At 41.1% G+C, this 25,441-nt stretch carries 24 protein-coding genes; 17 read left to right on the forward strand and 7 right to left on the reverse strand.

Translation table 11 applies throughout. From position 1 onward, the window contains the following. Window positions 1–157 precede the first annotated feature (157 nt). Window positions 158–421, forward strand: a complete 264-nt coding sequence (locus FFM66_RS03480; RefSeq protein WP_048604819.1) for a hypothetical protein — start codon at window positions 158–160, stop codon at window positions 419–421. A gap of 99 nt (window positions 422–520) precedes the next feature. On the opposite strand, the gene FFM66_RS03485 is transcribed toward FFM66_RS03480, so the two are convergent. From FFM66_RS03485 to FFM66_RS03495, 3 genes are read right to left on the reverse strand one after another with little or no spacing between them, the layout of a single operon-like run. Beyond that, a complete protein-coding gene (locus tag FFM66_RS03485; protein ID WP_048604820.1) occupies window positions 521–1,321 on the reverse strand; it encodes a TPM domain-containing protein in 801 nt (266 codons plus the stop codon). Then, window positions 1,318–2,424 carry a TFIIB-type zinc ribbon-containing protein gene (locus FFM66_RS03490; protein WP_137605004.1) on the reverse strand — a complete coding sequence of 369 codons (1,107 nt, stop codon included), beginning with the start codon at window positions 2,422–2,424 and terminating at the stop codon, window positions 1,318–1,320. The genes FFM66_RS03485 and FFM66_RS03490 overlap by 4 nt, the downstream gene beginning before the upstream one ends. Before the next feature lie 22 nt (window positions 2,425–2,446). Further along, entirely contained in the window at window positions 2,447–3,685 is a 1,239-nt protein-coding gene (locus tag FFM66_RS03495) for a DUF7130 family rubredoxin-like protein (protein ID WP_137605005.1), read from the reverse strand. A 185-nt stretch (window positions 3,686–3,870) separates the two neighbouring features. On the opposite strand from FFM66_RS03495, the gene dnaX reads away from it, so the two are divergent. From dnaX to dinB, 10 genes are all read left to right on the forward strand, one after another. Next, a complete protein-coding gene (gene dnaX, locus FFM66_RS03500; protein WP_137605006.1) occupies window positions 3,871–5,592 on the forward strand; it encodes a DNA polymerase III subunit gamma/tau in 1,722 nt (573 codons plus the stop codon). Between the two features lie 16 nt (window positions 5,593–5,608). After that, a complete protein-coding gene (locus FFM66_RS03505) occupies window positions 5,609–5,923 on the forward strand; it encodes a YbaB/EbfC family nucleoid-associated protein (RefSeq protein WP_048604824.1) in 315 nt (104 codons plus the stop codon). A gap of 24 nt (window positions 5,924–5,947) precedes the next feature. Then, window positions 5,948–6,544: a recombination mediator RecR gene (gene recR, locus FFM66_RS03510; protein WP_048604825.1), complete on the forward strand. Its 597-nt coding sequence runs from the start codon at window positions 5,948–5,950 to the stop codon at window positions 6,542–6,544. 47 nt (window positions 6,545–6,591) lie between these two features. Further along, complete coding sequence (tmk, locus tag FFM66_RS03515; protein ID WP_048604826.1) at window positions 6,592–7,230, forward strand: dTMP kinase; 639 nt, start codon at window positions 6,592–6,594, stop codon at window positions 7,228–7,230. An 18-nt stretch (window positions 7,231–7,248) separates the two neighbouring features. Continuing rightward, window positions 7,249–7,578, forward strand: a complete 330-nt coding sequence (darA, locus tag FFM66_RS03520) for a cyclic di-AMP receptor DarA (protein WP_048604827.1) — start codon at window positions 7,249–7,251, stop codon at window positions 7,576–7,578. A 12-nt stretch (window positions 7,579–7,590) separates the two neighbouring features. Then, window positions 7,591–8,538, forward strand: a complete 948-nt coding sequence (gene holB, locus FFM66_RS03525; RefSeq protein WP_048604828.1) for a DNA polymerase III subunit delta' — start codon at window positions 7,591–7,593, stop codon at window positions 8,536–8,538. Window positions 8,539–8,540: 2 nt separating this feature from the next. After that, complete coding sequence (locus tag FFM66_RS03530) at window positions 8,541–9,359, forward strand: PSP1 domain-containing protein (RefSeq protein ID WP_048604829.1); 819 nt, start codon at window positions 8,541–8,543, stop codon at window positions 9,357–9,359. A gap of 2 nt (window positions 9,360–9,361) precedes the next feature. Further along, window positions 9,362–9,709: a DNA replication initiation control protein YabA gene (locus FFM66_RS03535; RefSeq protein ID WP_171000788.1), complete on the forward strand. Its 348-nt coding sequence runs from the start codon at window positions 9,362–9,364 to the stop codon at window positions 9,707–9,709. A gap of 59 nt (window positions 9,710–9,768) precedes the next feature. Then, complete coding sequence (gene rsmI / locus FFM66_RS03540; RefSeq protein WP_048604831.1) at window positions 9,769–10,638, forward strand: 16S rRNA (cytidine(1402)-2'-O)-methyltransferase; 870 nt, start codon at window positions 9,769–9,771, stop codon at window positions 10,636–10,638. A gap of 120 nt (window positions 10,639–10,758) precedes the next feature. Continuing rightward, window positions 10,759–11,877 (forward strand): DNA polymerase IV, encoded by a 1,119-nt coding sequence (gene dinB / locus FFM66_RS03545; protein WP_137605007.1) that lies wholly within the window; start codon window positions 10,759–10,761, stop codon window positions 11,875–11,877. Window positions 11,878–11,927: 50 nt separating this feature from the next. On the opposite strand, the gene nrdG is transcribed toward dinB, so the two are convergent. After that, window positions 11,928–12,530 (reverse strand): anaerobic ribonucleoside-triphosphate reductase activating protein, encoded by a 603-nt coding sequence (gene nrdG, locus FFM66_RS03550; RefSeq protein WP_048604833.1) that lies wholly within the window; start codon window positions 12,528–12,530, stop codon window positions 11,928–11,930. A 28-nt stretch (window positions 12,531–12,558) separates the two neighbouring features. Further along, window positions 12,559–14,748, reverse strand: a complete 2,190-nt coding sequence (gene nrdD / locus FFM66_RS03555) for an anaerobic ribonucleoside-triphosphate reductase (RefSeq protein ID WP_048604834.1) — start codon at window positions 14,746–14,748, stop codon at window positions 12,559–12,561. Between the two features lie 281 nt (window positions 14,749–15,029). Between nrdD and FFM66_RS03560 the strand changes: the two genes are divergently transcribed. From FFM66_RS03560 to lplA, 6 genes are all read left to right on the forward strand, one after another. Continuing rightward, on the forward strand, window positions 15,030–15,797 hold the full coding sequence (locus tag FFM66_RS03560) for an ABC transporter ATP-binding protein (RefSeq protein WP_137605008.1): 768 nt from the start codon (window positions 15,030–15,032) through the stop codon (window positions 15,795–15,797). Continuing rightward, window positions 15,787–17,835 (forward strand): FtsX-like permease family protein, encoded by a 2,049-nt coding sequence (locus tag FFM66_RS03565; RefSeq protein WP_137605009.1) that lies wholly within the window; start codon window positions 15,787–15,789, stop codon window positions 17,833–17,835. Before FFM66_RS03560 ends, FFM66_RS03565 begins: the two co-directional genes overlap by 11 nt. A gap of 125 nt (window positions 17,836–17,960) precedes the next feature. Continuing rightward, a complete protein-coding gene (locus tag FFM66_RS03570; RefSeq protein ID WP_048604837.1) occupies window positions 17,961–19,046 on the forward strand; it encodes a M42 family metallopeptidase in 1,086 nt (361 codons plus the stop codon). A gap of 18 nt (window positions 19,047–19,064) precedes the next feature. Next, window positions 19,065–19,853 carry a DUF975 family protein gene (locus FFM66_RS03575; RefSeq protein ID WP_048604838.1) on the forward strand — a complete coding sequence of 263 codons (789 nt, stop codon included), beginning with the start codon at window positions 19,065–19,067 and terminating at the stop codon, window positions 19,851–19,853. 73 nt (window positions 19,854–19,926) lie between these two features. Next, a complete protein-coding gene (locus tag FFM66_RS03580; RefSeq protein WP_048604839.1) occupies window positions 19,927–20,667 on the forward strand; it encodes an MBL fold metallo-hydrolase in 741 nt (246 codons plus the stop codon). A 12-nt stretch (window positions 20,668–20,679) separates the two neighbouring features. Beyond that, window positions 20,680–21,684, forward strand: a complete 1,005-nt coding sequence (gene lplA / locus FFM66_RS03585; protein WP_137605010.1) for a lipoate--protein ligase — start codon at window positions 20,680–20,682, stop codon at window positions 21,682–21,684. Between the two features lie 50 nt (window positions 21,685–21,734). Here lplA and proS read toward each other — a convergent pair whose 3' ends face one another. Continuing rightward, on the reverse strand, window positions 21,735–23,174 hold the full coding sequence (proS, locus tag FFM66_RS03590; RefSeq protein WP_137605011.1) for a proline--tRNA ligase: 1,440 nt from the start codon (window positions 23,172–23,174) through the stop codon (window positions 21,735–21,737). A 327-nt stretch (window positions 23,175–23,501) separates the two neighbouring features. Then, window positions 23,502–25,331, reverse strand: a complete 1,830-nt coding sequence (locus FFM66_RS03595; protein WP_137605012.1) for an ATP-binding protein — start codon at window positions 25,329–25,331, stop codon at window positions 23,502–23,504. Window positions 25,332–25,441 lie beyond the last annotated feature (110 nt).

Raw genomic sequence — 25,441 nt, forward strand, 5'->3', positions numbered from 1 at the left:
AATGATCTCAGCGATTTTTCAATCGTTGGGATTTTTTATTTTCTTCACGGAAAGAAATCAGGTACACTTTTATAGAAGAAGGAAAAATCCGTCGCAAGCCGCATGTTATTTCGACGAGTTTTGAGGATAATGAAAGTAAGGATAGGAGGAAAATCCAATGACCCAAATTTTTGTTTGGTTAGCTATTGCACTACTTATCTACTTTATTTTTAAAATCGGCTCATTTATCTGGCGACTGATTGGCTTTTTAGCCATTGTATTTTTGCTCTGGATCTTTCGAGAGGATATTTTTTCTCAGGTTAATCAGTGGGTCTCCAATTTTGATAGCGACGATCTTGGCAGTTTTTTGAAACAAGCGGCTGATTTTATCGTTGAAAAATTCAATCAAGTCGTTGCATGGTTTCAACAATTACTGGCATAGAAAAAAGCGGGGTATGATGAAGCAATCCCCAAAAGTTAGACCAAAAAATCTAACTTTTGGAGGTTACTACATGATTGTATCCCGCTTTTTTTTATTTTCTTAAAATCCTCGGCCACCGCCGCCAAACGTTCCGCCGCCGCTGGAGTGGGTGGTGCTGCCGCCGCCAAATCCACCGCCGGAATTGTTGTTTTTCGGAATTCGGCGAGTTGTAACAAAGGAGTGAACCAGCCGATTTTCTTTTTTTGTTAACTGGACATCTGCATTTTCATGATATGCGTAGGTGTAGCCCCCTCGTTTTAGCTGATACGTTGATTTTGTAACCAAGAAGAAGGCGATACTTGCAACGAGCGCCGCTGCTACAGCAATACCAATCTCAAGAGGAGTAATCACTTTATAACGAGTGATTTTTCCAGTTTCTTCATCAACCCGGTAATGACCGCCGGGAACTCCTTCTGCAACAAAGGTTTCTGTTTTTTCTAGGTACGTTTTTGCCGCTTCAAAATAATTTTCATCACCCATCTCTGTTTCTAACGCATCTAAAATAGTGTCGATCCGCCGATCGGTTAAATAATCGATCATGTTTCCAGATGTCGAGATATAAATTTGTCGTTGATTCATATCCAGCAACAACACAGCACCATTTTGATTGTTGCCGACTTTTTCCCGCAAATAATCATCAGCAAAATCACGAGGCTCCTCCTGATTGTCATAGGTGGTTACGATAAAAACATTGCCTTTGATGGTTTCACCGATTTTTGTTGCGGTTTCGTTGAGCTGGGTGATTTGTGAGTCGGTAAATAACTGTGCATCATCTTCTACTAAATCGCTGGCTGCAATAGCCGGATGGGCAAAAAGAAGACTGGCGACGATACCGAATAAAAGAAGCCCAAGCTTTTTCAAATGAAATACCCCCCAACTAAGAAGAGCAGTAAGACGATCAGAAAAATTCCAAATGCGGTAGCGCCCAATTTTTTATAACTAATGGGTAAAATACCGCTGACTTTTCCGGTCTGACCATTCATTGCATAATAGTAGATTTTTTTATCCGCTTCATTGCTGCGGTAAGTGACAAGCCAAACCGGTAACAGCAAATAATCTTCCTTTTCTGCGGTCAGTTCAACCTGCTTTTGTTTCGTCACAAAAGTGGAGAAGCTGCCGACAGTTTCCTTTAGCAAATCTTCGCTGTAGGAAGATAATTCTTTTTCAATTGCAGGCTTCATTTCCAAATACTCAATGTCACGTTTTTCTGCTTGAAAGCCAGCAAGGTATTGGTTTTTAAATGCCACCGCTTTATCCATGGGAAAAGGTTGTACCCCACTAACCATTTTTTGTTGGACATTTTTTGAAAGTGCATTTTTAACCAAGTTCTTAAATTTGATGGTACCGGCTCGCTCAATCTCATATTGCTTGGTCTCGGTGTATTCAATATCTCCCACGAGCCAAACCCGCAAAGAAGTACCGGTTCCGGTGATTTCGCCTTTGGTTTCGGCATCGACATTCCAATAAGGAAAGTAAACGCCGGTAAGTTTTTCTACTTGAGCTTGACTGAAAAAGTCTTTCGGCACAAACCATTTCTTCTGTGCCCAAGCTAAAAATTTTTCGGTTGCCGCTTTTTTGCCGACTGAAAAAGGTAAAACTTTGCTAGGCAGAAATTTCCCGCTTAAGCGCCCCTGCAAGACCACCGGGTTATGACAGTAGTAGCAGTAGGTGGCAGCGGTGGTTGCATCAGTTACGATTTCTGCGCCGCAGCTGGGGCAGAGAAATAAATCCATCGGCTCCGCTAATCCATCATCGGCTTCCGTCGTTTCAGTTGTTTCGGTTTTTGGATCACTAGCGGCTGTTGTTTCATCCACCATTTGCGCTTGTTTTTGTTTTTCCTCAAAGGCGCTGACTTCATCAACTGTAAAAATACTCAAACAATAGGGACAGTGAAATTTCTGGTCGTCAGGGTCAAAAGTCAATGCCCCGCCGCAATTGGGACATTTGTGTGTTAGGACATCCATAATCATTCTCCTCTTCTAACCATCAGCTGTCCAAAGGCACGCCTTTGAATGGTTTGCCGCAATTTGGGCAGAACTTAGGAATTCCTTTAGAAAGATCAATGATTTCTCCGCATTCGCTGCATTTCATTTTGAGATTTGCTGCAGCTTGGGTTTCTGGTTTCGGTGTCCCGCAATTACTGCAGAATTTCCCTGTATTTTCTGTACCACACTGTGGACAGGTCCATGTGTCTTTGTTTCCTGATTGTTGCGCTTGTTGGGATTGCTGGATTTGTTCATTATTTGCTTGGGAAGCTTGATTTAAAAAGCCGCCGCCTGCGTTCATACCCATGCCCATTCCGAAAAATCCGGTGGTTGCGCCGCCTTCATTTTTACCGGCAGCTTCCATTCCTCGGGCAACGGAACCCTGTACATAGCCTTCCCGTACGCCAGGATCTCCCAACATGGCTCCTTGGTTGCGCATGTTGATTAATTTCACAGAATCATCCGTGTAAGAAATGCTGGCCACCGCCACTGAAACGATTTCCATTCCTCGTAGCTCCGTCCAGCTGCTGTCTAAGACATCTCCCATATATTTGCTTAGTTCCATACTTTTTGACGGAACATAAGAAATTCGCTGACCGTCAGCGGACATTTGATTAATGGATGCCTGCAAAGCGGTCAAAAATTCATTAAGGTATTGTTCATTGATGTCGTCGATTTCCACCTGCGTTTTATTTTTAGGAATTGCATTGGTATAAAATAAAATCGGGTCGGTGACTTTCATCGAATAGGAACCATGAGCCCGCAAGAAAAGTTCTGCGTTGTAAAAATTGTCAAAATAGTTGATCGGTGAGGCGGTACCAAATTTGATTCCTTTGATTTCTTGCAAATTGATATAAAAAACTTGTTGCTTTTGCGGAGTCACGCCGCCGAATTTAAATCGATCGAAGGTTTCTTTGATTGCATCTTTTAAAGAGCCATTGAACATGGAAGGTGCAAGATCATTTTTTACCGTATAATAGCCTTCTTCAGCAGTAAAGTCGATAATTTTCCCACCGTCGACTAACAACATCATCATGTTTGGATAAACATGAATCACTGAACCGTCTGTGATAACATCTGTCGTTCCTTTACGGTTTGAGCCTCGTTTGTCATCTTGCCGAACTTTGACACCCTTTGTCATTACTGTCGTGTCGCTCATCTCTTCTGGTTCAATGACCTCTAGCCACTGATCGGCAAGTCCGCCGCCCACCATACTTGTCGCTGCTTTAATGATTCCCATGATTGTCTTCCTCCTTTAAAAAAGTTACAAAGTGTTAATTCATTATACCATAGGCGCTGATTTCTAAAACTTATGACGCAAAAGCTTCAGAGAATTTATTAAAAGAACGTAGGAAACCTAGTTTTTTAGTTAAAAATTCCGTATAATAGTAACTAGCGAATTTTTTGAAAAAGGGGAGAAAAAGTATGGCCTATCAAGCACTTTACCGCGTTTGGCGTTCTCAAAGATTTGACGATGTCGTCGGTCAAAAAGCAATCACCCAAACGTTAAAAAATGCGATCCTTCAAGATCAAATCTCACATGCCTACCTATTTACAGGGCCAAGAGGTACCGGGAAAACCAGTGCTGCCAAAATTTTCGCCAAAGCCATCAATTGCCCCAACAGTCAAAACGGGGAGCCCTGCAATGAATGTGACATGTGTCGTTCCATTACTACGGGAACGCAAGAAGATGTTATTGAGATCGATGCTGCCAGCAACAATGGCGTGGAAGAAATTCGTTTTATTCGAGAGCGTGCCAATTACGCTCCAACAAAAGCGAAATATAAAGTTTATATTATTGATGAAGTCCATATGCTTTCGACAGGAGCCTTTAATGCTTTATTGAAAACTTTGGAAGAACCGCGAAAAAATGTCGTCTTTATTTTGGCAACGACTGAACCTCATAAAATTCCGGCAACGATTATTTCTCGAACACAACGCTTTGATTTTAAACGAATCGATACCCAAGATATCGCTGCTCATTTAGCTCATGTGCTGCAAACGAGTCAAATCGAGTACGAAGAAGAAGCGCTTTATGTGATCGCTCGAGCGGCAGAAGGCGGGATGCGGGATGCGCTGAGTATTTTGGATCAAGCCATTTCTTTTAGTGATGAAAAGGTGACACTGAAGGATGCGATGGAGGTCACCGGCAGTCTTACTTACGAAATGATGGACCATTTTATTCAAGCCTGCTATGAGCAGGATGTGACCCAAGCGCTGACAGATTTGCAAGAAATGTTGGCAGCCGGCAAAGAAGCCCGTCGTTTGCTAGAAAATTTATTGGTTTATTGTCGGGATTTGCTGATTTATCAAAAAGCGCCTAAATTATTAGAGGAAAAATCAGGGCATTTGACCGAAGCCTTTACGAGACTGGCGCAAGAAGTTGCTGCAACGGTTATTTATCATTGGATCAACGTCTTAAACGAAACGCAAAATGAAGTTCGTTTTACGAACAGCCCAACGATTTATCTGGAAGTAGCAACCGTCAAGCTGGCAAATAGCGAAACACAAGAAAAAATAGCGGCTCCAACAAGTGGAGAAGATTCACCAACCAATTCCGCAGAGCTCCAAGAATTGAAGCAACAACTGAATCAATTGCAAAATGAAATCCGGCAATTGAAACAAGGACAGTCTGCTACCTCTAACGCAGAACCCGTTGCTGCAAATAACAAACCTCATCGGGGGAAAACAACGACCTATCGAGTACCAAAAGAGCAAGTCTTTGGTGTCTTGCGGGAAGCAACGAAGGCTGATTTGATCAATGTGAAAAATGTTTGGGAAGATTTGCTGATGAGCTTGTCTGTGACACAACGGGCAGTTTTGCGCTCCAGCGAACCGAAAGCAGCCGGACCTAATAGCTTAGTGATCGCTTTTGATTATGAGATTGTTTGCCAAAAGGCAGCAAGTGATCAGGAGCTGGAATTGGCGATTCACAATAATATCAGTCGTATGATTCCTGATTATGCACCAAAACCAATCTATATTACTGAAGACAGTTGGCCGGTTTTGCGAAGAGATTTTGTTTCCCACACGACCGAAATTGGTGGTACGATTGAACCAACGGAGAAAAAGGAACCGGAACCAGAAGAAATTGTTGTGAAGGCCAAGGAATTATTTGGTGATTTCGCACAAATACAAAATGATTAATTAGGAGTGAAGAAAAATGATGCGAGGCATGGGAAATATGCAAGGCATGATGAAGCAAGTACAAAAAATGCAAAAAGAAATGGGAAAAGCGCAGGAAGCATTAAATATGCAAGAGTTCGTTGGTGAATCCACGAACGGCTACGTTAAAGCAACCTTTACTGGGGATCGCAAAATGAAAGAACTGATGGTTACTCCAGATGTTATTGATCCAGAAGATCCAGAAATGCTGCAGGATTTAATTGTTATGGCAGTGAATGACGGATTGGCTAAAGTGGAAAAAGAAACAGAAAAAACAATGGGTAAATACACGAAAGGTCTGCCCGGATTTTAATCCTTTCGTTAGGAGTAAGAACGAATGCATTATCCAGAACCAATTGCAAAATTGATCGACAGTTACATGAAATTACCGGGAATCGGTCAAAAAACCGCGACACGATTAGCTTTTTATACGATTGATATGAAAGATGAAGTCGTCAATGAATTCGCTAAGTCATTATTAAGTGTCAAACGGGATCTGCATTTTTGCAGTATCTGCGGAAACATCACAGAAGAAGATCCCTGTGAAATCTGCAAGGATACCACCCGCGACCGTAGCACGATCTTAGTTGTTGAAGAACCAAAAGACGTGATGGCGATGGAAAAAATGCGGGAATACCATGGGCTTTATCATGTGTTGCATGGCGTCTTGTCCCCAATGGAAGGGACTGGTCCAGACGATATTAATATTGCGTCTTTGATCCAGCGGCTGCATGACGATACGGTGAAGGAAGTAATCATTGCTACCAACGCCACAACCGAAGGAGAAGCAACGGCGATGTATCTATCGCGGTTGATTAAACCTGCGGGTATCAAAGTGACACGCTTGGCTCATGGATTGTCTGTCGGTAGTGATATCGAATATGCAGATGAAATCACTTTGCTTAAAGCGGTTGAAGGACGCAGAGAAATTTAGAAAATCAGTAATTTTCCAGGGGAAACTGGATAGTATGGAGGAAAAAAGTGAACGGATTGTTTATCACGATTGAAGGACCAGACGGCGCGGGAAAAACCAGCGTATTGAACGAATTATATCCTCGGTTGCAATTATTGGCGAAAAGACCAATCGTTAAAACGAGAGAACCGGGTGGTGTACGCATTTCAGAAAAGATCCGCAAAATTATTTTAGATCCTGCAAATGAAGAGATGGATGAACGGACAGAAGCACTGTTGTATGCTGCTGCTCGCCGTCAACATTTAGTGGAGGTTATTATCCCCGCATTAAATGAAGGAAAGATCGTCATTTGTGACCGTTTTGTTGATAGTTCATTGGCGTATCAAGGAGCTGGACGTCGAATTGGAATTCCTGAGATTGAAAAAATCAATAATTTTGCAATTGAAGGCACAAAACCGGATTTTACGTTATACTTAGATGTAGACTCAGATACCGGACTGCAACGGATTGCCCGCACACGTTATGAAAAAGCAGATCGCTTAGAAACCGAAAGCTTGGAATTTCACCAACGTGTTCGTCATGCCTATTTGAAATTGGCGGAGGAAGATCCTGTTCGTATCCATAAAGTTGATGCCCGTATGAGCCTGCAGGAAGTTGTTGATGCAAGTTTTATGGCAATTACTGAGACCTACCCCGAATATTTCTAATTATAGGAGGACAAAATGATGAAACTAATTATGGCTATCGTACAAGACAAGGACAGCAACCGTTTAGCAAATGAATTTATCGACGCGAATATTCGTGCGACAAAGCTTTCTTCCACCGGTGGATTTTTAAAAGCCGGCAACAGTACATTTATTATCGGGATCGATGACGATCGTGTCGAAGAAGCACTTGAATTGATCAAGAAAACCTGTCAGTCACGGAAACAATATGTTTCTACACCGATGTCCTTAGATATTTCATTGGATGGACAAGTTCCTTATCCCGTGGAAGTGGAAGTCGGCGGAGCGACGGTATTTGTTTTACCAGTCGAAGGGTTTCATCAATATTAATAGGAGAAAATGATGGAAGAACGCATTTTTTTAGCTGAATATCAGCCGCTTGTTTTCTCGCAATTAAAGAAAAGTGTGAAGCATGGGCGTCTGGCCCATGCTTATCTTTTTGAAGGCGATCAGGGAACCGGCAAAGGAACCATGAGTCAATGGCTGGCTAAACGTTTATTTTGTACTGATTTACAAGGAGAAGAGCCTTGTAATCAGTGTAACAACTGCCAACGGATCACAAATGGGGAACATCCCGATGTTCAAGTAATCCAACCAGATGGACAAACGATTAAAGTGGACCAGATTCGTCAATTGCAGACGGAATTTTCAAAAAGCGGCTTTGAAAGCCGTCGTCAAATTTTTATTATCAAAGCTGCCGATAAAATGAATGCCAGCGCTGCCAATAGTTTGTTGAAATTTTTAGAAGAGCCGCCGGGCAGCTTTTTAGCAATTTTAGAAACCGATGCGTTGGGCAGAATTTTGCCCACGATCCAATCTCGCTGTCAAGTGATCCATTTTCTGCCTTTGGCTCCGGATCATTTGATTGAAAAACTGCAAGAAGAAGGAATCGGCAAAGAATCCGCACAACTTCTGGCTAGTTTGACGAATGGTTATCAAAAAGCAGTTGAAATCTACCATGATGAATGGTTTAATGGTGCTAAGGATGCCGTTGGACAATGGTTTTCTTATTTAGAAAAACGTGATCCACAAGCATTTATTTATGTCCAAAAGCGTATTTTACCCTTAGCAAAAGAAAAAGAGCAACAGACGATGATTTTGCAAATGTTGTTATTTTATTTTCGCCGGATGCGGGATCGTGAAACGCAAATGACCGTCAGTATTAATAGGATGCTGGAGCTGCTTTTACAGGCAGAACAGAAACTGACAGCCAACGTTTCCTTCCAAAATGTTGCGGAACAGCTTGCTTTGCGGATCATTTATCAAGAGTTCCAGAAGAAAGGAGGATGAAAATGGTAGAAGTGGTAGGCGTCCGTTATCGAGAAGCGGGTCATATCTATTATTTTTCTCCTGGAAAATCTGATTACACATATAATGAAAAAGTTTTAGTGGAATCTCAACAAGCCAAACAACTGGCAACGATTGCGGTTCCTAAAAAAGAAATGAACACTGCTGATTTGCCGGATGAATTAAAACCGATTTTGGCAAAAGCAACCACCAAAGATATTGAAAAAGCCGAACACAATCGTGAGGATGCCCAAAGAGCGCTGCAAATCGGCAAACGAAAAATTCGCGACCATCATCTGGAAATGAAATTGGTGCAAGTTGAATATACTTTTGACCGCAGTAAAATGATTTTTTATTTTACAGCAGATGGACGGGTGGATTTTCGGGAATTGGTCAAGGACTTGGCCAGCGAGTTTCGCACCCGAATCGAGCTGCGACAAATCGGTGTGAGGGATGAAGCCAAAGTTTTAGGGGGCATCGGTCCTTGTGGGCGGCCGTTATGTTGTTCAACTTTTTTAGGCGACTTTATTCCAGTCTCAATCAAAATGGCAAAAGATCAAGGACTTTCCTTAAACCCCACGAAAATTTCCGGTCTTTGCGGGCGGTTGATGTGCTGTTTGAAATATGAAAACGAATCTTATGAAGCAGCGAAAAAAGAAATGCCGGATTACGGCAAAGAAATCGTGACTCCAGATGGCAAAGGGAAGGTCGTAGGACTCAATCTTTTAAATCGTGTGGTCAAAGTACGGTTGATTGGTCGGGAAACGCCTGTGGAATATGACTACGAAGAATTAGAACTTGTTAAAGCAGGTGATTCACGATGACTATGGATAAGCGATCCTTGTATGATGGGCTGAACAAGCTTGAACTGGAATTGGAAAATTCTTTGCAGCAGTTAGGAGAAATGAAGCTGGCGCTGCAAGAAATTGTTGAAAAAAATACGACCCTTGAGTTGGAGAATCAAAAACTGCGGGATCATGTTCGCGAGCTGAATCAAGTGGCCGAAGCACCAGCAGAAAAAATCAAACAAGAGTTGTCGAAATCCCGCATGAATTTAGAAAAAATCTATGAAGAAGGCTTTCATGTTTGTTATGATCTTTACGGTTCTCGTCGGGAGCATGATGAACCCTGTGCCTTTTGTTTGGAAGTTATCTATCGAGAAAGCGGAAAATAAAAAGAGTGGAGGATTGATGTCTGAGGACGATCAATCCTTTTTTCAGAGAGGAGTTGTTTATGAAAAAACAGCGGAGTTTTAAAGATCAAGGATCAGGAATACTGTATTTGATTCCTACGCCAATCGGTAACTTGGAGGATATGACCTTTCGCAGTGTTCGTCTGCTAAAAGAAGTTGACTGGATTGCCAGTGAAGATACACGCAATACGCAAAAATTGCTCAATCATTTTGCCATCGAAACCCCTCAGAAAAGTTTACACGAGCATAACTATAAAGAACGTATCCCACAATTACTACAATTATTAACACAGGGTGCCTCCATCGCACAGGTGAGTGATGCCGGGATGCCTTCTATCAGTGATCCGGGGCATGAGTTGGTGGTTGCCTGTGTTGAAGCTGAGATTCCCGTGGTTTCTTTACCGGGACCGACGGCGGGATTGACGGCACTGATTGCATCGGGATTATCTCCACAACCTAATTTATTTTATGGGTTTTTACCCCGCAAGAAAAAAGAACAAGTAGAAGCGTTGGAAAAATTAAAGCAACAAACCAGTACCTTGATTTTTTATGAGTCACCTTACCGAATTGCAGCAACTATTCAGCAAATAGCAGCCGTTTTTGGCAAAAATCGGCAAGCGGTGATTTGTCGGGAGCTGACAAAAATTCATGAAGAATATTTGCGAGGAAGCCTGGAGGAACTGTCTGCTTACTTAGGAGAAAATGAACTTAAAGGGGAATGCTGCTTGTTGGTCGCCGGTCATGATGGACAATCTGAAGTGACGATTACAGAAACCCGTTCCTTAAAAGAACAGGTCGAAAATTTAGTAGCAGAAGGTGCTAAACCCAATGCGGCAATCAAAGAGGTCGCACAACGAAATCAAGTCAAAAAGCAAGTGGTGTACAAAGAATACCATGAACTTGAAGAGTAACGAGAAGAAGGCGGAAGTCTTCTTTTTTTTGAATAAACGTTTCTTTTTATTAAAAATCAAAAGCAAAAATTGTATGGGAACGTTCGTTTGGGTATAATAGAGAGGAAGTGGGGTGGGAAAATGGCTGAATTACGCTTTCCGTTAAAAAATGATACGTCGCGAAAAATTATTCATATCGATATGGATGCTTTTTTTGCATCTGTTGAGGAACGAGATAACCCCGAATTAGCCAAACACCCATTAGTTATTGCGCGTCATCCTAGTGATACCGGTGGTCGCGGTGTCGTTACAACTGCTAATTATTTGGCACGGCAGTATGGTATTCATTCTGCAATGAGCGCACAAAAAGCCTATGAATTGTGTCCACAGGCAGTTTTTGTACCGGGAAACCATGAGAAATATGGAGAGATTTCCCGACAAATTCGCGGAATTTTTCAACGCTATACTGATGTAATCGAACCGATGTCGATTGATGAAGCGTATCTGGACGTGACAGAAAATAAAATCAATAGTCGTTCTGCGATCAAAATCGCTCGCATGATCCAACGAGATATTTGGCAGGAAACTCAGTTAACCTGTTCAGCAGGTGTCAGCTACAATAAATTTCTAGCGAAACTTGCGTCGGATTTTAAAAAACCTCGGGGCTTGACTGCTGTCATGCCAGAAGATGCCCTTGAATTTTTACAAGCATTACCCATCGAGAAATTTCACGGTGTCGGAAAAAAGACAGTGCCTAAAATGCACGAATTGAATATTTTTACCGGAGCGGATCTTTATGAACGCAGTGAAATGGACTTGATTCAGCATTTTGGTAAAATGGGGTATTCCCTGTATCGAAAGGTTCGTGGGGTTCATGAGTCTACTGTCAATGTCACCCGTGAACGAAAATCTGTAGGAAAAGAGCACACATATGGCAATCCGTTGACCACTGAAGAAGCTGTCTTGACACAATTGCGACAGTTAGCAGAGAAGGTGGAGTTTTCTCTTAAACGGGTTCAAAAACATGGAAAGACAGTTGTTCTAAAAGTCCGCTATGCGGATTACACCACGATTACAAAACGTGTAACGCTGCCAACTTACGTTAATAAAAAAGAAGCCATTTTTTCACAAGCAAGTTTGATTTGGGAAGAAATTCTTGGATTGGAAAAAGGAATTCGTCTCTTAGGAATCACCGTCACCAATCTTGATCCTTTAACCTATGAAAATATCCGATTGCCTCTCTGGGGAGAAAAAGAATAAAGTATCGCCAAACAATGGATCATAAATCCATGTTTGACGATACTTTTTTGTTAGATCAACTTGCGACGCTTGACCTGCTCGTAGCTTTTTTCAGCGTCGGTACATTTATCCCAGATGATGGCTTTTCCGGCAGCTAATGATTTTTGCACGTCAATAATCCGTTGATTACTGCTACCGCGAAATTGAAGATTCAAATCCCGTTTGGCCAGTTCAAAACGGCCGTCTACCAAGATATCGATGGCTCCTAGCAATTCCAACTTGTCGTCGGTCTCTGCCAGCAGTTCTTCAAAGGTATAGCCTGACCAGCTCCAAATATCTTTTGTTGAACCAAATTCTTTCCGCACCCGTTTGACTACTTGTAAACAGACAGCAGTATTTAAAAAGGGTTCTCCCCCTAACAAGGTCAATCCCTGTACGTAATCATGCCCTAGATCGGTAATGATCCGCTCTTCCAATTCTTGGGAGAAAGGGACGCCGTAACGGAAATTTTGCACGGCTTTGTTAAAACAGCCTTCACAGGCAAACAAACAGCCGCTGACGTACAAACTGTTGCGAACACCTTCTCCGTCAACAAAATTAAAGGCCTTATAGTCTGCCACATAATTTTGACTATAATCGGCTGCTTGCCACTCTTTAGGTTTCGGATTATTCATGAAAAACTTCCTTTTTTTGCTTGATTGATTATTTCATGTGTTTGACCCGTGAGGAAATTTCTTTGTGACGACCATGAACCATAGGACGGGCTTGGGGGTTTCCTAGATAGCCACAAGTACGTTTGACCACATCACAGGTTTTGGGATCATGGTTGCCGCATTGTGGGCATTCAAAGCCTCGTTCAGTTGGTGTAAAATCTCCTTCGAAGCCGCATTCGTAACAATGATCGATTGGCGTATTTGTTCCAAGATAGCCGATGCGATCGTAGGAATAATCCCAAACTGCTTCCAATGCTTTCGGATTTTGTTGCAGGACAGGATATTCACAATAATGAATAAAGCCGCCGGAACAATATTTCGTGTAATCTTTTTCGAAATCAAGTTTTTCAAAGGGAGTTGGATTTTTACGGACATCATAATGAAAACTATTTGTGTAATATTCTTTGTCGGTAATATTTTCAACCAATCCAAATTTTTCTGTATCCAAACGGCAAAAACGATCCGTTAGGCTTTCACTTGGGGTGGAATATACGCTGAAGTGATAGCCATATTCATTTCCCCAGTTATCTGCATGGGCTTTTAATTCTTTAAGAATTGAAAGAGTGAATTCTTTTGCTTCAGGATTATTTTCCCATTCGCCGCCAAAGAAGGCAGAAGCCACTTCATAAAGACCGATATAGCCCAAAGAAACCGTGGCACGTTTATTTTTGAATAATTCGTTGACGGAATCTTTTCGACCTAAACGTTTGCCAAAAGCACCATACATATATAGGATGGGAGCGTTCGCCGGGGCTGCTTCTTTACAGCGCTCCACACGATAAACCAAGGCATCTTTTACGATACCTAAACGTTCTTCCAGAATTTGCCAGAATTTGTCTTGATCGCCTTGGGCTTCCATTGCAATTCGCGGCAGGTTCAAAGTGACAACGCCTAAATTCATTCGCCCTACATTAATTTCTTCGCCGTTTTCATCTTTCCAGCCCTGCAAGAAAGAACGACACCCCATTGGTACTTTAAAGCTGCCGGTCAGTTCGATCAGCTTTTCGTAATTCAAAATATCCGGATACATCCGTTTGGTGGCACATTCCAAAGCTAGTTGCTTGATATCGTAATTTGGATCGTTTGGATTAGCATTGACGCCCCGCTTCATTGAAAAAATCAATTTTGGAAAGATGGCAGTCCGTTTTTCGCTGCCTAATCCATTAATCCGGTTTTGCAGAATTGCTTTTTGAATTTCTCGTTCAAACCAAGAAGTTCCTAACCCAAAACCTAGGGAGGTAAAGGGTGTTTGTCCGTTAGAGGTAAACAGGGTATTGATTTCATACTCTAAACTTTGCATGGCATCAAAAATATCTTTGCGAGTCTTTGTTTTGGCAAATTCTTCTTGACGAGAGGTGTCTTCAATCCAGTCTTTGGCATCTTGCAAATGCTTTTGATAATTTAATTCAGCAAAAGGAGCCAACAATTCATCGGTACGGTCACAGGAACAGCCGCCGTATTGACTGGAAGCAACATTTGCGATGATTTGAGAAATCTGTGCAGTTGCCGTTTGAATAGATTTTGGTGATTCCACCTCGGCGTTACCGATTTTAAACCCATTGTTCAGCATGCCTTTAAAATCGATTAAACAGCAATTGGTCATTGGGGTATAAGGATGGTAATCCAGATCATGGTAATGGATGTCCCCTTTTTGGTGTGCATTTGCCACATGAGGAGGAAGCATCTTTAACCCGATGGATTTCCCGACGATCCCGGCAGTCAGGTCTCGTTGTGTATTGAAGACATCGCTGTCCTTATTGGCGTTTTCATTGACTACTGACTGATCTTTGTTGATTAGCTTACCGATAGTAAAATTAATATCTGTCGCTTTACTGCGGGAAAAATCGCGGCGAGTTCGATAATTGATGTAGTGTTCCGCCAAAGCATATTCGTTCTTTTCTAAAAGTGTGTGTTCAACGATATTTTGGATTTCATAGATTTTAACATTGTTTGTGAAACGTTCGGCAATTTCTTGGTCCACGCGTTCAACGATTTCTAAAATTCGTTCATGATCTAACGGAGATAGTTCGCCGCTGACCTGTGTTTTGGCTTTTACCAGTGCATCATAAATTTTTTGGTCATCAAAATCAACGAGGCGGCCGTCGCGCTTTACGATTTTCATACTGCTTAATTGCGGATGACGTTGTGTCGTCTCCACGGTTTTGCTGATTTTCATCATTGGGCTCCACTCCTTTAAAACGATTGTTCACTAATTATCATAATGGAATTGAACAAATCCTGCAACTAGATATAGTGGGTAAAAATGTTTCATAAGAAAAACCAACACAATATATAGTGTATAATTTTCGTTGAAAAAGTATGAAAGCTGATGAACATAGGCTTTTAGGATTTATAAATTTACGGTAAAATGAATAAAAAATTTTCTATCAAATTTCGTAACCTAAAGTCGTGAAACTACTAGAAATTATGCTACCATGAATTATGAAGGGAGTGACGCGGATGAAAACGATTATTGATGTCAAACATTTAAGCAAGACCTATGGGAATCGTTTTAATCAGACGAAAGTGCTGGATAATTTGTCCTTTACAGTGGATAAAGGGGAATTCGTGGGGATTATGGGTCCTAGCGGTGCGGGAAAAACCACGCTAATGAATATTTTGTCTTCGATTGCACTGCCGACATTTGGAACGGTTCATATCGCGGGGCAAGATGTAACAAAAATGAGTGAAACAGAATTAAGTGATTTCCGCCGAAAAAAAATCGGTTTTATTTTTCAGGAATTTAATTTATTAGAAACATTAAATGTGCGGGACAATATTCTCCTGCCTTTAGCCATTGATCGTTTGCCACTGACTGAAATGGAGCAGCGGGTGGCGCATGTGACGGAATTATTGGGGATTCAAATGCTTTTGAAACGATACCCTGAAGAATTGTCTGTGGGGCAGAGGCAACGGGTAGCGGCGGCGCGAGCCTTGGCAACCCATCCAGAAGTAATTTTTGCCGATGAGCCGACGGGTGCCTTGGATTCAAAATCTGCAGGTGAATTATTAAACTATTTAAGTGAGATCAATTTAAAAGAAGATGCAACTATTTTGATGGTGACTCATGATCCGTACACTGCCAGTTATTGCAATCGTATTTTATTCATCAAAGACGGTGTATTTTTTGCGGAAGTCGTGCGCCGTGGTTCTCGAAAGGAATTTTTTGACAAAGTAATCGATATGCAGGCAACTATTGGTGGAGGAGGGCGGCGACATGCTTTATAAATTGGCGTGGCGCAGTTTTTTGAAACAATTCCGCAATTATGCGGTTCCGTTTCTTTGCATGACAATGGCTGTCATGAGTTTTTACTCTTTTTCGGCAATCACCTATGATTCAGCCCTGATCAAACGAACCAGTCAAGACGTTCAAATTGAAGGCATACTGAATCTTGGAAATTTTTTAGTGCTACTGATTGTATTAGTCTTTATGCTAAGTGCCAATCGCTTTTTTATCGTGAAACGACGAAAAGAAATCGCCTTGTATCAACTTTTTGGGTTGAAACGGTTGCGAATCGTCGGGCAATTTCTATTGGAAACGTTTGTACTGAATAGTGTTTCCTTTGTTATCGGTATTCTTTTAGGTGTGATTTTGTCAAAGTTTTTCTCAATGATTTTAATCAAAGCCATGGCTTTAGAAATCGACAGTGAGTTTTTTATCTCTTTTCCGTCGATTCTTTTCACAGCAAATGTGTTCCTATTTGTTTATCTTGTACTGGCGTTGCAAAATATTTGGATTTTATCAAAAAAACAATTGGCAGAACTTTTTTCAAAGGGGATGGCTTTTCCTTCCTCCCAAACAAAGGTTTCCTTCTGGTCGATTCTTTTTGGCAGTATGGGGCTGATTTTTATCGGCAGCGGTTATTTTCTTGCCTTTTTTATTCATGACCTTTTATTTGATTATATTGGTAAAACCCATGATTTGTGGATCGTTTTTTGGCTGCCTTTACTGATTCTTACGCTATGCGTCGTGGGAACGTATTTATTTTATCGTTTTACAATCAAAAGCCTGATTCATCTGTTGCGAAAACGAAAAAAAAGCTACCAAGGATTGACCTTGTTCATGCTGAATAACAGTCGGGTTCACGTGCTTCGTAGTTGGCGAAGCCTTTCGTTAACGACGATTGTTGCTGCGATTGCTATTGCGATCATTGGTGCCACGATTTCATTAATTGCATTAAATTCTCAAGTGGTTCGAAACAGCAATCCGACAGATTTTCAGGTTCGACAAGAAAGTTTGCCAACCTTGCAACAGGTGATTCAGGGAAATAACGGAAAAATCACGAACGAGACGTTGTTACAGTATAAGGCTACCGGCAGTTATTTGAGCTTGAAGGTCTTGAACACCCAACAAACCCAGCAGCAACAGCTCATTAATTTACTGACGATTGATAATTATAATGAATTTCGAAACGTTCAGTCTAGCTTGCCAAAAATTCAGTTGAAAACCGCCAATGCTGCGGTCCTCTTTGATTACTCCTACAATAGTTTTCGAGGAATTACTAGTGTGGAGCGGCAGATTTATCTAGAAGATCAAGTGACTTTGGATTTACAGAAAATGTATCCCGATTATTTAGGTGAGAGCTTTTTAAGGTATAGCGGGTCGGTTTTAGTCGTCAGCCAGCAGGTGTTTGACACTGTTGAAGGGATTGATTACACGGTGGCAATGGTGGATGTTGCGGATGTTGCTGATCAGGAAAAATTAAATCAGCAGCTCAACACAGTGTTGCCTCTGACTTGGTCGGATGAAATTTATTTTGATTACGACCGGCAGGGAACTTCTTTTACTGGCAGTATCCAGAAAAAAGAAATCAGTGGAGCCGCCGGAGATTTTTCCGGTAGCAATGTTCGAATGAACCAAACCAGTCGTTTTCCGGCCATCCGACGTGCTCGTCGTCAGGCGGGAATCTCTATTTATGTTGCTTTATTTATTGGGGTAATTGTGATGATTACGACCGCAAGTATTTTGATGCTGCGACAGTTTTCAGAAGCCGAGAACGAAAAAAATGCCTACCAACTTTTGAAAAAGCTAGGTGTGTCACAAAAAGAGATTCGCCATTTGATTTACCAGCAAAATGCTTGGATTTTCGTGCCGCCGATTTTATTAGGAACCGGCCATGCAATGTTTGCTATTTATGTATTGAATCAATTTATTACTAGTGACAATTATTGGCTTGCCTATCTGTTTTGTGGCATTATGGCTGGTGCTTATTTGATTTTCTATATAATCACAGCCCAAATTTACTCACGAATTATCGAAAGCTGAACAATGGAGGTCTAAGTATCGCAGGTTTTTAGTGAGAGAATACCATTAGTAGGGAATGTGGGTACAAAAAAGAAAGAAGAATGGTATAATTTATCAGTAGAAATATTTTATGAGGAGAGACAGAAATGTTAGATGGAAAAGAAGAACAATTATTGATCGATCTTACTTCTGCTCGGGGAGTTCCGGGAAATGAAGAAGAAGTAAGAGAGGTATTTAAAGCGTACGCCAAACCGTTTGCTGAAGATATTTTTTTTGATGGCCTAGGCAGTGTTGTTGCAAAACACACAGGAGAAGGTGGCGGTCCGAAAATCTTTATTTCTGGTCATATGGATGAAGTAGGATTTATGGTGACCAAAATCACAGAAAAAGGGTTCATCGAATTTCAAACCCTTGGCGGCTGGTGGGGACAAGTTATGTTGGCACAACAAGTCGAAATCAAAACCCAAGCTGGTAAGATCATCCATGGTGTGATTGGTTCAAAACCGCCTCACGTTTTAAGTCCTGAGGCACGAAAACAACCTTACGATGTGAAGGAAATGTTTATCGATATTGGCGCATCAAGTGACAAAGAAGCAAAAGGATGGGGCATTCGTCCCGGAGATATGATTACCCCTTATATTCACTATCAACGCTTGAATGATGGAAAATTTTTATTGGCAAAGGCATGGGATAATCGGATTGGGACCGCCGTTTCACTGCGAGTATTAGAAATTCTGTCAAAAGAAAATCATCCTAATTGTTTATTTGCCGGTAGTGATGTGATGGAAGAAGTTGGCTTGCGAGGAGCCAGAACCAGCACCCACTTAGTCAATCCAGATATCGCAATTGCTCTTGATACCGGAACTGCAGGAGATACGCCGGGAATGACACCGAAGGAAGCAGATTCTGAGTTGGGCAAAGGACCGCAAATTTTGATTTTTGACGCTTCTATGATTCCTCACAAAAAATTATTGAATTTTGTCATCAATGTGGCGGAAGAATTAGAGATTCCCTTCCAATATACAGTAATTACCGGTGGTGGAACCGATGCCGGTCAAATGCACTTGACTCGTGATGGTGTTCCTTCTTTGGCAATCACGGTGCCTGTTCGCTATCTGCACTCTCACACATCAGTCATCCATGAAGATGATTATTTGAATACGGTAAAATTAGTAACAGAAGTAATTCGTCGTTTGGACGATCAAACAGTAAATGAATTGAGAAGTTATTAAAAAATTAGGAGGCTTTCCATGCAAAAAACAAATCCAGAATTAAGAAAACAGGCAAGAGAAAGATTGGCCGGTCAATGGGGGATGAATGTCTTAATCGTTTTTCTATCGATTTTTGCTAGCGGAATCGTCCAAAATATTTTTAGCGGCATCACGAACTTTAAAGCAGAAAGTACACAGGCAACTGTTCTTGACTTTTTGGTCAGCAATCTTGTGTTGTTTGCCTTTACTTATGCGACTTATTTTGTAGCATTGTACGTTGTTCGTGGTGGGAAGGCAGAAGCGGGACAGATTTTTGTCATCTTTAACAAAAAATATTATGTGCCGATGATGATCATTAATTTTCTAAATAGTGTGGCGGGTTATCTGGTGGGCTTAATCGTATTTTTACCTTTATTGGTAATGTTCGGTGCCAGTGTCTATGCTGCGTTAGTGGTTAGTAACGGGACAAATACTGATGCAATTTTTCAACACATTTTTGGCGATAATTTACTGTTAGTCTTACTTTTCTTTTTGTTGGTTCTTGTCTTGTTGGTGGCATCAAGCATCGTTACCGGTGTCTTTCAGTTTGCTGCTTGGGCAAAAATGGACTTTCCGGATTTGAAAGTTGGGGCCAGCTTGAGCTACGGTTGGAAATTATTAAAAGGGCGAATCGGACAATACATTTTGCTGCAACTGTCCTTTATCGGCTGGTATATTTTGGGAATGTTGGCTTTTGTTATCGGTACGTTATGGGCGGTGACTTACGCCAATGTCAGCATCGCCGCTTTTTACGACGATTCTCGCAAACAGATCGGTGATCCAATCTAAACGGTTGAAGTGTTTCCTTTTTGAGGAGACACTTTTTTTGTGCTAGCATAGAGAAAAAAGGAGCGTGTATAAAATGAAATTAACGGTTTTAGGCTGCTTAGGTGCCTATCCTTACCAAGGAAAGGGCACAACCGGATATTTACTGGAATCAGGTGATTTTCATTTGTTGCTGGATGCAGGGAGCGGGACCTTACTTGAATTAGAAAAAATTCTAGATCCTCTGGCACTGGATGCAGTGATTTTATCCCACTATCATTATGACCATATTGCTGATCTGGGTGTATTGCAATATTATTGGCAGTTGTACCCGACGTTGGAACCCAAACCACTTTTACCCATCTATGGCCATACGTTGGATGAGTTTCATTACAACGAATTGACGTTGCCGGGAGTGACAGAGGGTCGTCCCTATTTTGAGACGAAACAGTTGGAATTGGGACCGTTTTCTGTTACATTTATGAAGACGATACATCCAGTCACTTGCTATGCAATGCGTTTTGTTGAAACTAGTACAGGGAAAGTTTTTGTATTCACTGGTGACTCAGGCTATTTGGAAACTTTTCAGGAATTTGCAAAGGATGCGGACCTGTTTTTGGCAGATACGTACTTGTTTGCCGGAAATGAAAAACACAAAGCCCATTTCACTTCCAAAGAATCTGGAGAAATCGCCAAACAGGCACGTGTAAAAAAACTGGTGTTAACCCATTTGCCACAACAAGGAGAGTTGAAACAGTTAAAAGCGCAGGCAGAAGAAGCTGCGGATTTTCAAGTATCGGTGGAGCTGGCAGAAGTGGGAAAAACATTCGACATTTAGGAGGACGAGAGTGTGATTTTTGTACCAAATGAAAACAATGACCCTAGAATCAATCTTGCAATTGAAGTTTTTTTGCTTCAAGAAATGAAAGTCGATGAACCAATTCTGCTTTTTTATATCAATGAACCATCGATTATCATCGGACGGAATCAAAATACCATTGAAGAAATCAATAAAGAGTATGTCGACGAACAAGGAATCCATGTTATCCGTCGTTTCAGTGGTGGTGGTGCCGTTTATCATGATTTTGGGAATTTGAATTTTAGTTTTATTATGCCAGATGATGGCAATTCCTTCCGAGACTTTGAAAAATTGACGAAACCGATTATTCAAGCCTTACATGAAATGGGGGTTGAAGGAGCAGAATTAAAAGGGCGTAACGATTTAGTCATTGATGATATGAAGTTTTCCGGTAATGCAATGTATGCAACCAACGGACGGATGTTTGCCCATGGGACGATTATGTTTGACAGTGACATCAATGAGGTAGTCAAAGCCTTGAAGGTACGTAAAGATAAGATTGAATCAAAAGGAATCAAATCAATCCGTTCTCGAGTAACGAATATCAAACCGTTTTTACCAAAAGAAAATCAAGGAATGACGACCGAAGAATTTCGTCAAGAGATTCTGCTGAAAATTTTTGGTGTTTCTTCAACGGATGAAATAAAAACCTATGAACTGACTGAGGAAGATTGGAAAAAGGTTAATGAAATTTCTGATCAATACTATCGCAACTGGGATTGGAACTACGGCAAGTCTCCAGAGTTTGAAATTGAACGCCGGAAACGATTCCCAATCGGGTCCATTGATATCCGTCTTAATGTGGAAAATGGCAGAATTTCTGAAGCAAAAATTTTCGGTGACTTCTTTGGGTTAGGTGATATCAAAGATGTTGAAGATGCACTGCTGGGTGTCAAATATGAAAAGGATGCGTTGACGACGGCTGTTGGGTCGATTGATGTGAAAAAATATTTTGGCAATATTGAGCCGACTGACCTGTTGGAATTGATTTATTGATAATAAAAAGCGACCTTGACTGCTGTTGCAGTTTCAGGTCGCTTTTTTAATTAATACGCACGAGCAATCCAAACAGTATGTTTAGCAGGTTTGCCGCTGACGATATCGACAGTTTTTTCCATTGGTGGTGCAAAAGGAATGTTTCGTGTAGTAAAACCAGTTTCTTCTTTGATTTTTGCTTCCGTTTCTTCGGTACCATCCCAACCAATCAGAACAAATCCAGGAACTTGATCTGCTTCCTTGCATCGTTCGATATGGGCTTTTAGATCTTCCAAGGTATCGATGTCGAAATGTTCATTTTCTTTGTTGCGCTCGCGAGCTGCTTCCAATAACCGTTTTGGCATGACGGCTAATTGTTCTTTGACGTACTCATTCAGATCATCAAAGGAAACCGCCATTTTTTCTGATAAGTCGCGAACTTTAACCATGACATGATTGTTTTCTAGATCCCGAGGACCGCATTCAATTCGTAGGCAGGCACCTTTTAATTCCCACTCGTGGAATTTATAGCCGGGTGAATTATCGGTATCATCTAGACGTACACGATAACCAGCCGCTTTAAAGGTAGCAAACAAAGCTTCTAATTTTTCCAAAATAGCGGGATTCTTTTTCCAAGGCCCTACTGGCATCAAAACGATTTGAGTTGGTGCAATCGTTGGAGGGAAAACCAACCCGTTGTCATCACCATGGGTCATAATCAAAGAGCCTAACAAACGAGTAGAGATTCCCCAAGAAGTGGTGTGAACAAAAGTGTGTTTGTTTTCTTTTGTCAGATAGGTGATGTCAAAGGCATCCGCAAATTTTGTTCCCAAATAATGGGAGGTTCCGGCTTGAACAGCCTTGCCATCTTTCATCATGGCTTCGATAGAGTAAGTATCTACTGCACCGGCAAAACGTTCAGAAGGGGTTTTTTGTCCTTTGTAAACAGGAATTGCTAAAAATTCTTCGCACAGTCGCGCATACTCATCCAAAATTTTCATTGTTCGAGTTCGAGCGTCTTCTTCATTTTCATGGGCAGTGTGTCCTTCTTGCCATAAAAATTCTGAAGTCCGTAAAAATGGGAGAGTCTTCTTTTCCCAACGAAAAACATTGGCCCATTGGTTAATTTCATAAGGAAGATCGCGGTAGGAATTGATCCAATCAGAAAAGGCAGAGCCAATCATCGTTTCCGAGGTTGGTCGCAAAGCCAAAGGTTCTTCTAAGTTCTCATTACCGACTTTGGTCACCCAAGGTAGTTCTGGGGCGAAGCCTTCGATATGATCGGCTTCCTTCATGAAGAAGCTTTGAGGAATCAGCATTGGGAAGTATGCATTGCGAATACCTTCACTACGTAAAAATTTATTGAATTCTTCTTGAATATGTTCCCAAAGCTCATAGCCGTCGGGACGGAAAATAATCGAACCTTTTACGGGTGAGTAGGCCATCAGTTCCGCCTTTTGGATCGTTTGTAGATACCATTCTGTAAAATCATTTTTTTGTTCGTTACTCATGTTGTTTCCTCCTTTAAAAATAAAAAAGCATTTCATCCTAATAAAAGGACGAAATGCTTGGACTTCGCGGTACCACCTTTGTTGACTGTTTTTTACAGTCCTGCTCAAAAAAGGATAAGGGCTTTCCCCCGACTTCATCACAAGTCATTCATGCAGGTGGCAGGTTCGTAAAAAGAGCGGGTATCAAACTTACAGCCGTGGTTTGACTTTCTGTGACCATCTTACTACTACTAATCCAACTACTTTACATAGTAAAAGGCAAAGACAAAAATTGCAAGAACAATTTTTTATTTCTTTGTTGAAGAAAACATAAGATAAAGATGTTCATCAGGCAGAAAGCAGGATATCCAAACGATCTGTTTTCTCAGTTTGTTTCTTATCCAATGTACCGGCATATTTGCGGAGAACAGATTCAATCATCCAAAGATCGAAGGTTTCTTTTTCTGGCAAATCAGTGGTGATACCTGTGTCAAAAATATTTTTGTGATAATGTGCTGTATGCTCACAGGAAATTTGTAGTACTTCCTGTTCATAGCTGATATTTAGATTGATTTGTCGTTTTTTTGGATCGTTGATGGCATAGGTTTCCCGCAAAGCATGTTCGAAAAGATGCGCAAATAACTGTGTCAGATCTTCATCTGGAATCGCCAAGGTTTCAGGAAGTGCCACTTGAAAATGAGTGGTGATACTTTTTTGATCGGCTAATTTTTGAAAACGAGCCAGTAAAAGATTCGTCAGCGAGTGCTCGGAAAAAGTTTGTAGTCCTTCAAAATCTTTTGCGTCTTCTAAAAGCTGTTGAATATATTCGGTAACAGCTTCAGTTTGTCCTTCACCACCAAGCTGTTTTAGTGCCAGCAGGTTTTTCTTGAATTCCAAACGCAAATGTTCGACTTCTTTCAAGTGCTGAATCAAGGTGGTGCGGTTTTCTTCCAGCAGGGCGGTTTTTATTTCTAAGAAATGTATCTGTCGTTTATTTTCTTCGTTGCCGCCGATAAATTCAAGGACGGTATATACAGTGATAACCAATAGAATAATCACAAAAAATAATCCTGACCAATTGATGGTGTGATTATTGGCACCAACAATGTCACTAATATATAGAAAACAGTGTGCAATCGCAATGAGAATGATCCATGGGGTACAGATGACAAAAAAACGGGTTTTATGAATGACTTCCGCAATACAGGCAAGAGAGGCAGCCAGAGTTGAAAAAACGTTCATGGCATCGATAAAGGACATTAGTTCCGGTAAATCCCGCTTTGTGAAGACAGCGATACCTAAAATCAACAGGCTGATAGAAATGTGCATGGAGACCCACATTCGATAAGGACGCTGAACGGCTTCCATCCGACTGCAATAATACGCTGTAAGAAGTAACGGAACTAAAGTTGCCAATACGTTGGCAAGGGTAGAATTGACGGATGGACTAAATAAAAGGCCACTGACAATATCCCCGGCTGCTGCTTCCATGCCGACAGTAATTGCAAAACAACCAAATAAGATCAATCGAAGATGCAATTTTTCTCCTTGCCAAAGTTTACGACCAACAAAACCAAGGACTGTGACACCGATAGAAACTGCTAAAATAAAAATTAGAATTTGTGTCAGGGAGACGGAAAACACGTAAGACATCAACGAATTTGCCTCGCCAAGAAAAACTCGCGGAGGTAATCCAGCATATTTTTGATAGGGAGTAGCAATCTCAATACGTAAGGTTTTACCCACATATTCTTTTGGCATTTGAATCTCCGTTAATAATTTTCCTGGATTTTTTCCATCTATTAAGTGAGTATCCGCGGGAGAATATTCAAAGAATTGCTCGTTGTCTAAGAATACTTTCATCCATTGATGATTTCCTTGAATTAAGATCTCCGGGTGGGCCGATTTGCGGACCATCTGTCGTTCCATCACCATTACTTCATCTGGATCAATGTTGGGCAATTTTTGTAAATGTTGGCTTTGAAAAACCGTTTCAGGATCATCTTGTGAAAAATAAGTCCATGTATCGGTAATCTCTGCCATCTGCGAATTAGAAAAAGGGGCAACAATCGATTTGATATAAAAACCAATGATCAGAAAGAAGGTAAGAAGAATCAGAAGATAAGGCAACCAATGCCAATAATTTTTTTTAATACTCTCATTATTTAACGAATTCATAAAATAATATCCTTTCGTTTTCTAATATCAGATTATTAGAAGAACATCTGTTAGTCAACCTAAATATATAAGATGTGAGCTAAAGCGGTTAAAGTTATAAAATAACAGTT

Source organism: Enterococcus songbeiensis, assembly GCF_005405265.1.
Lineage (GTDB): Bacteria > Bacillota > Bacilli > Lactobacillales > Enterococcaceae > Enterococcus_C > Enterococcus_C songbeiensis.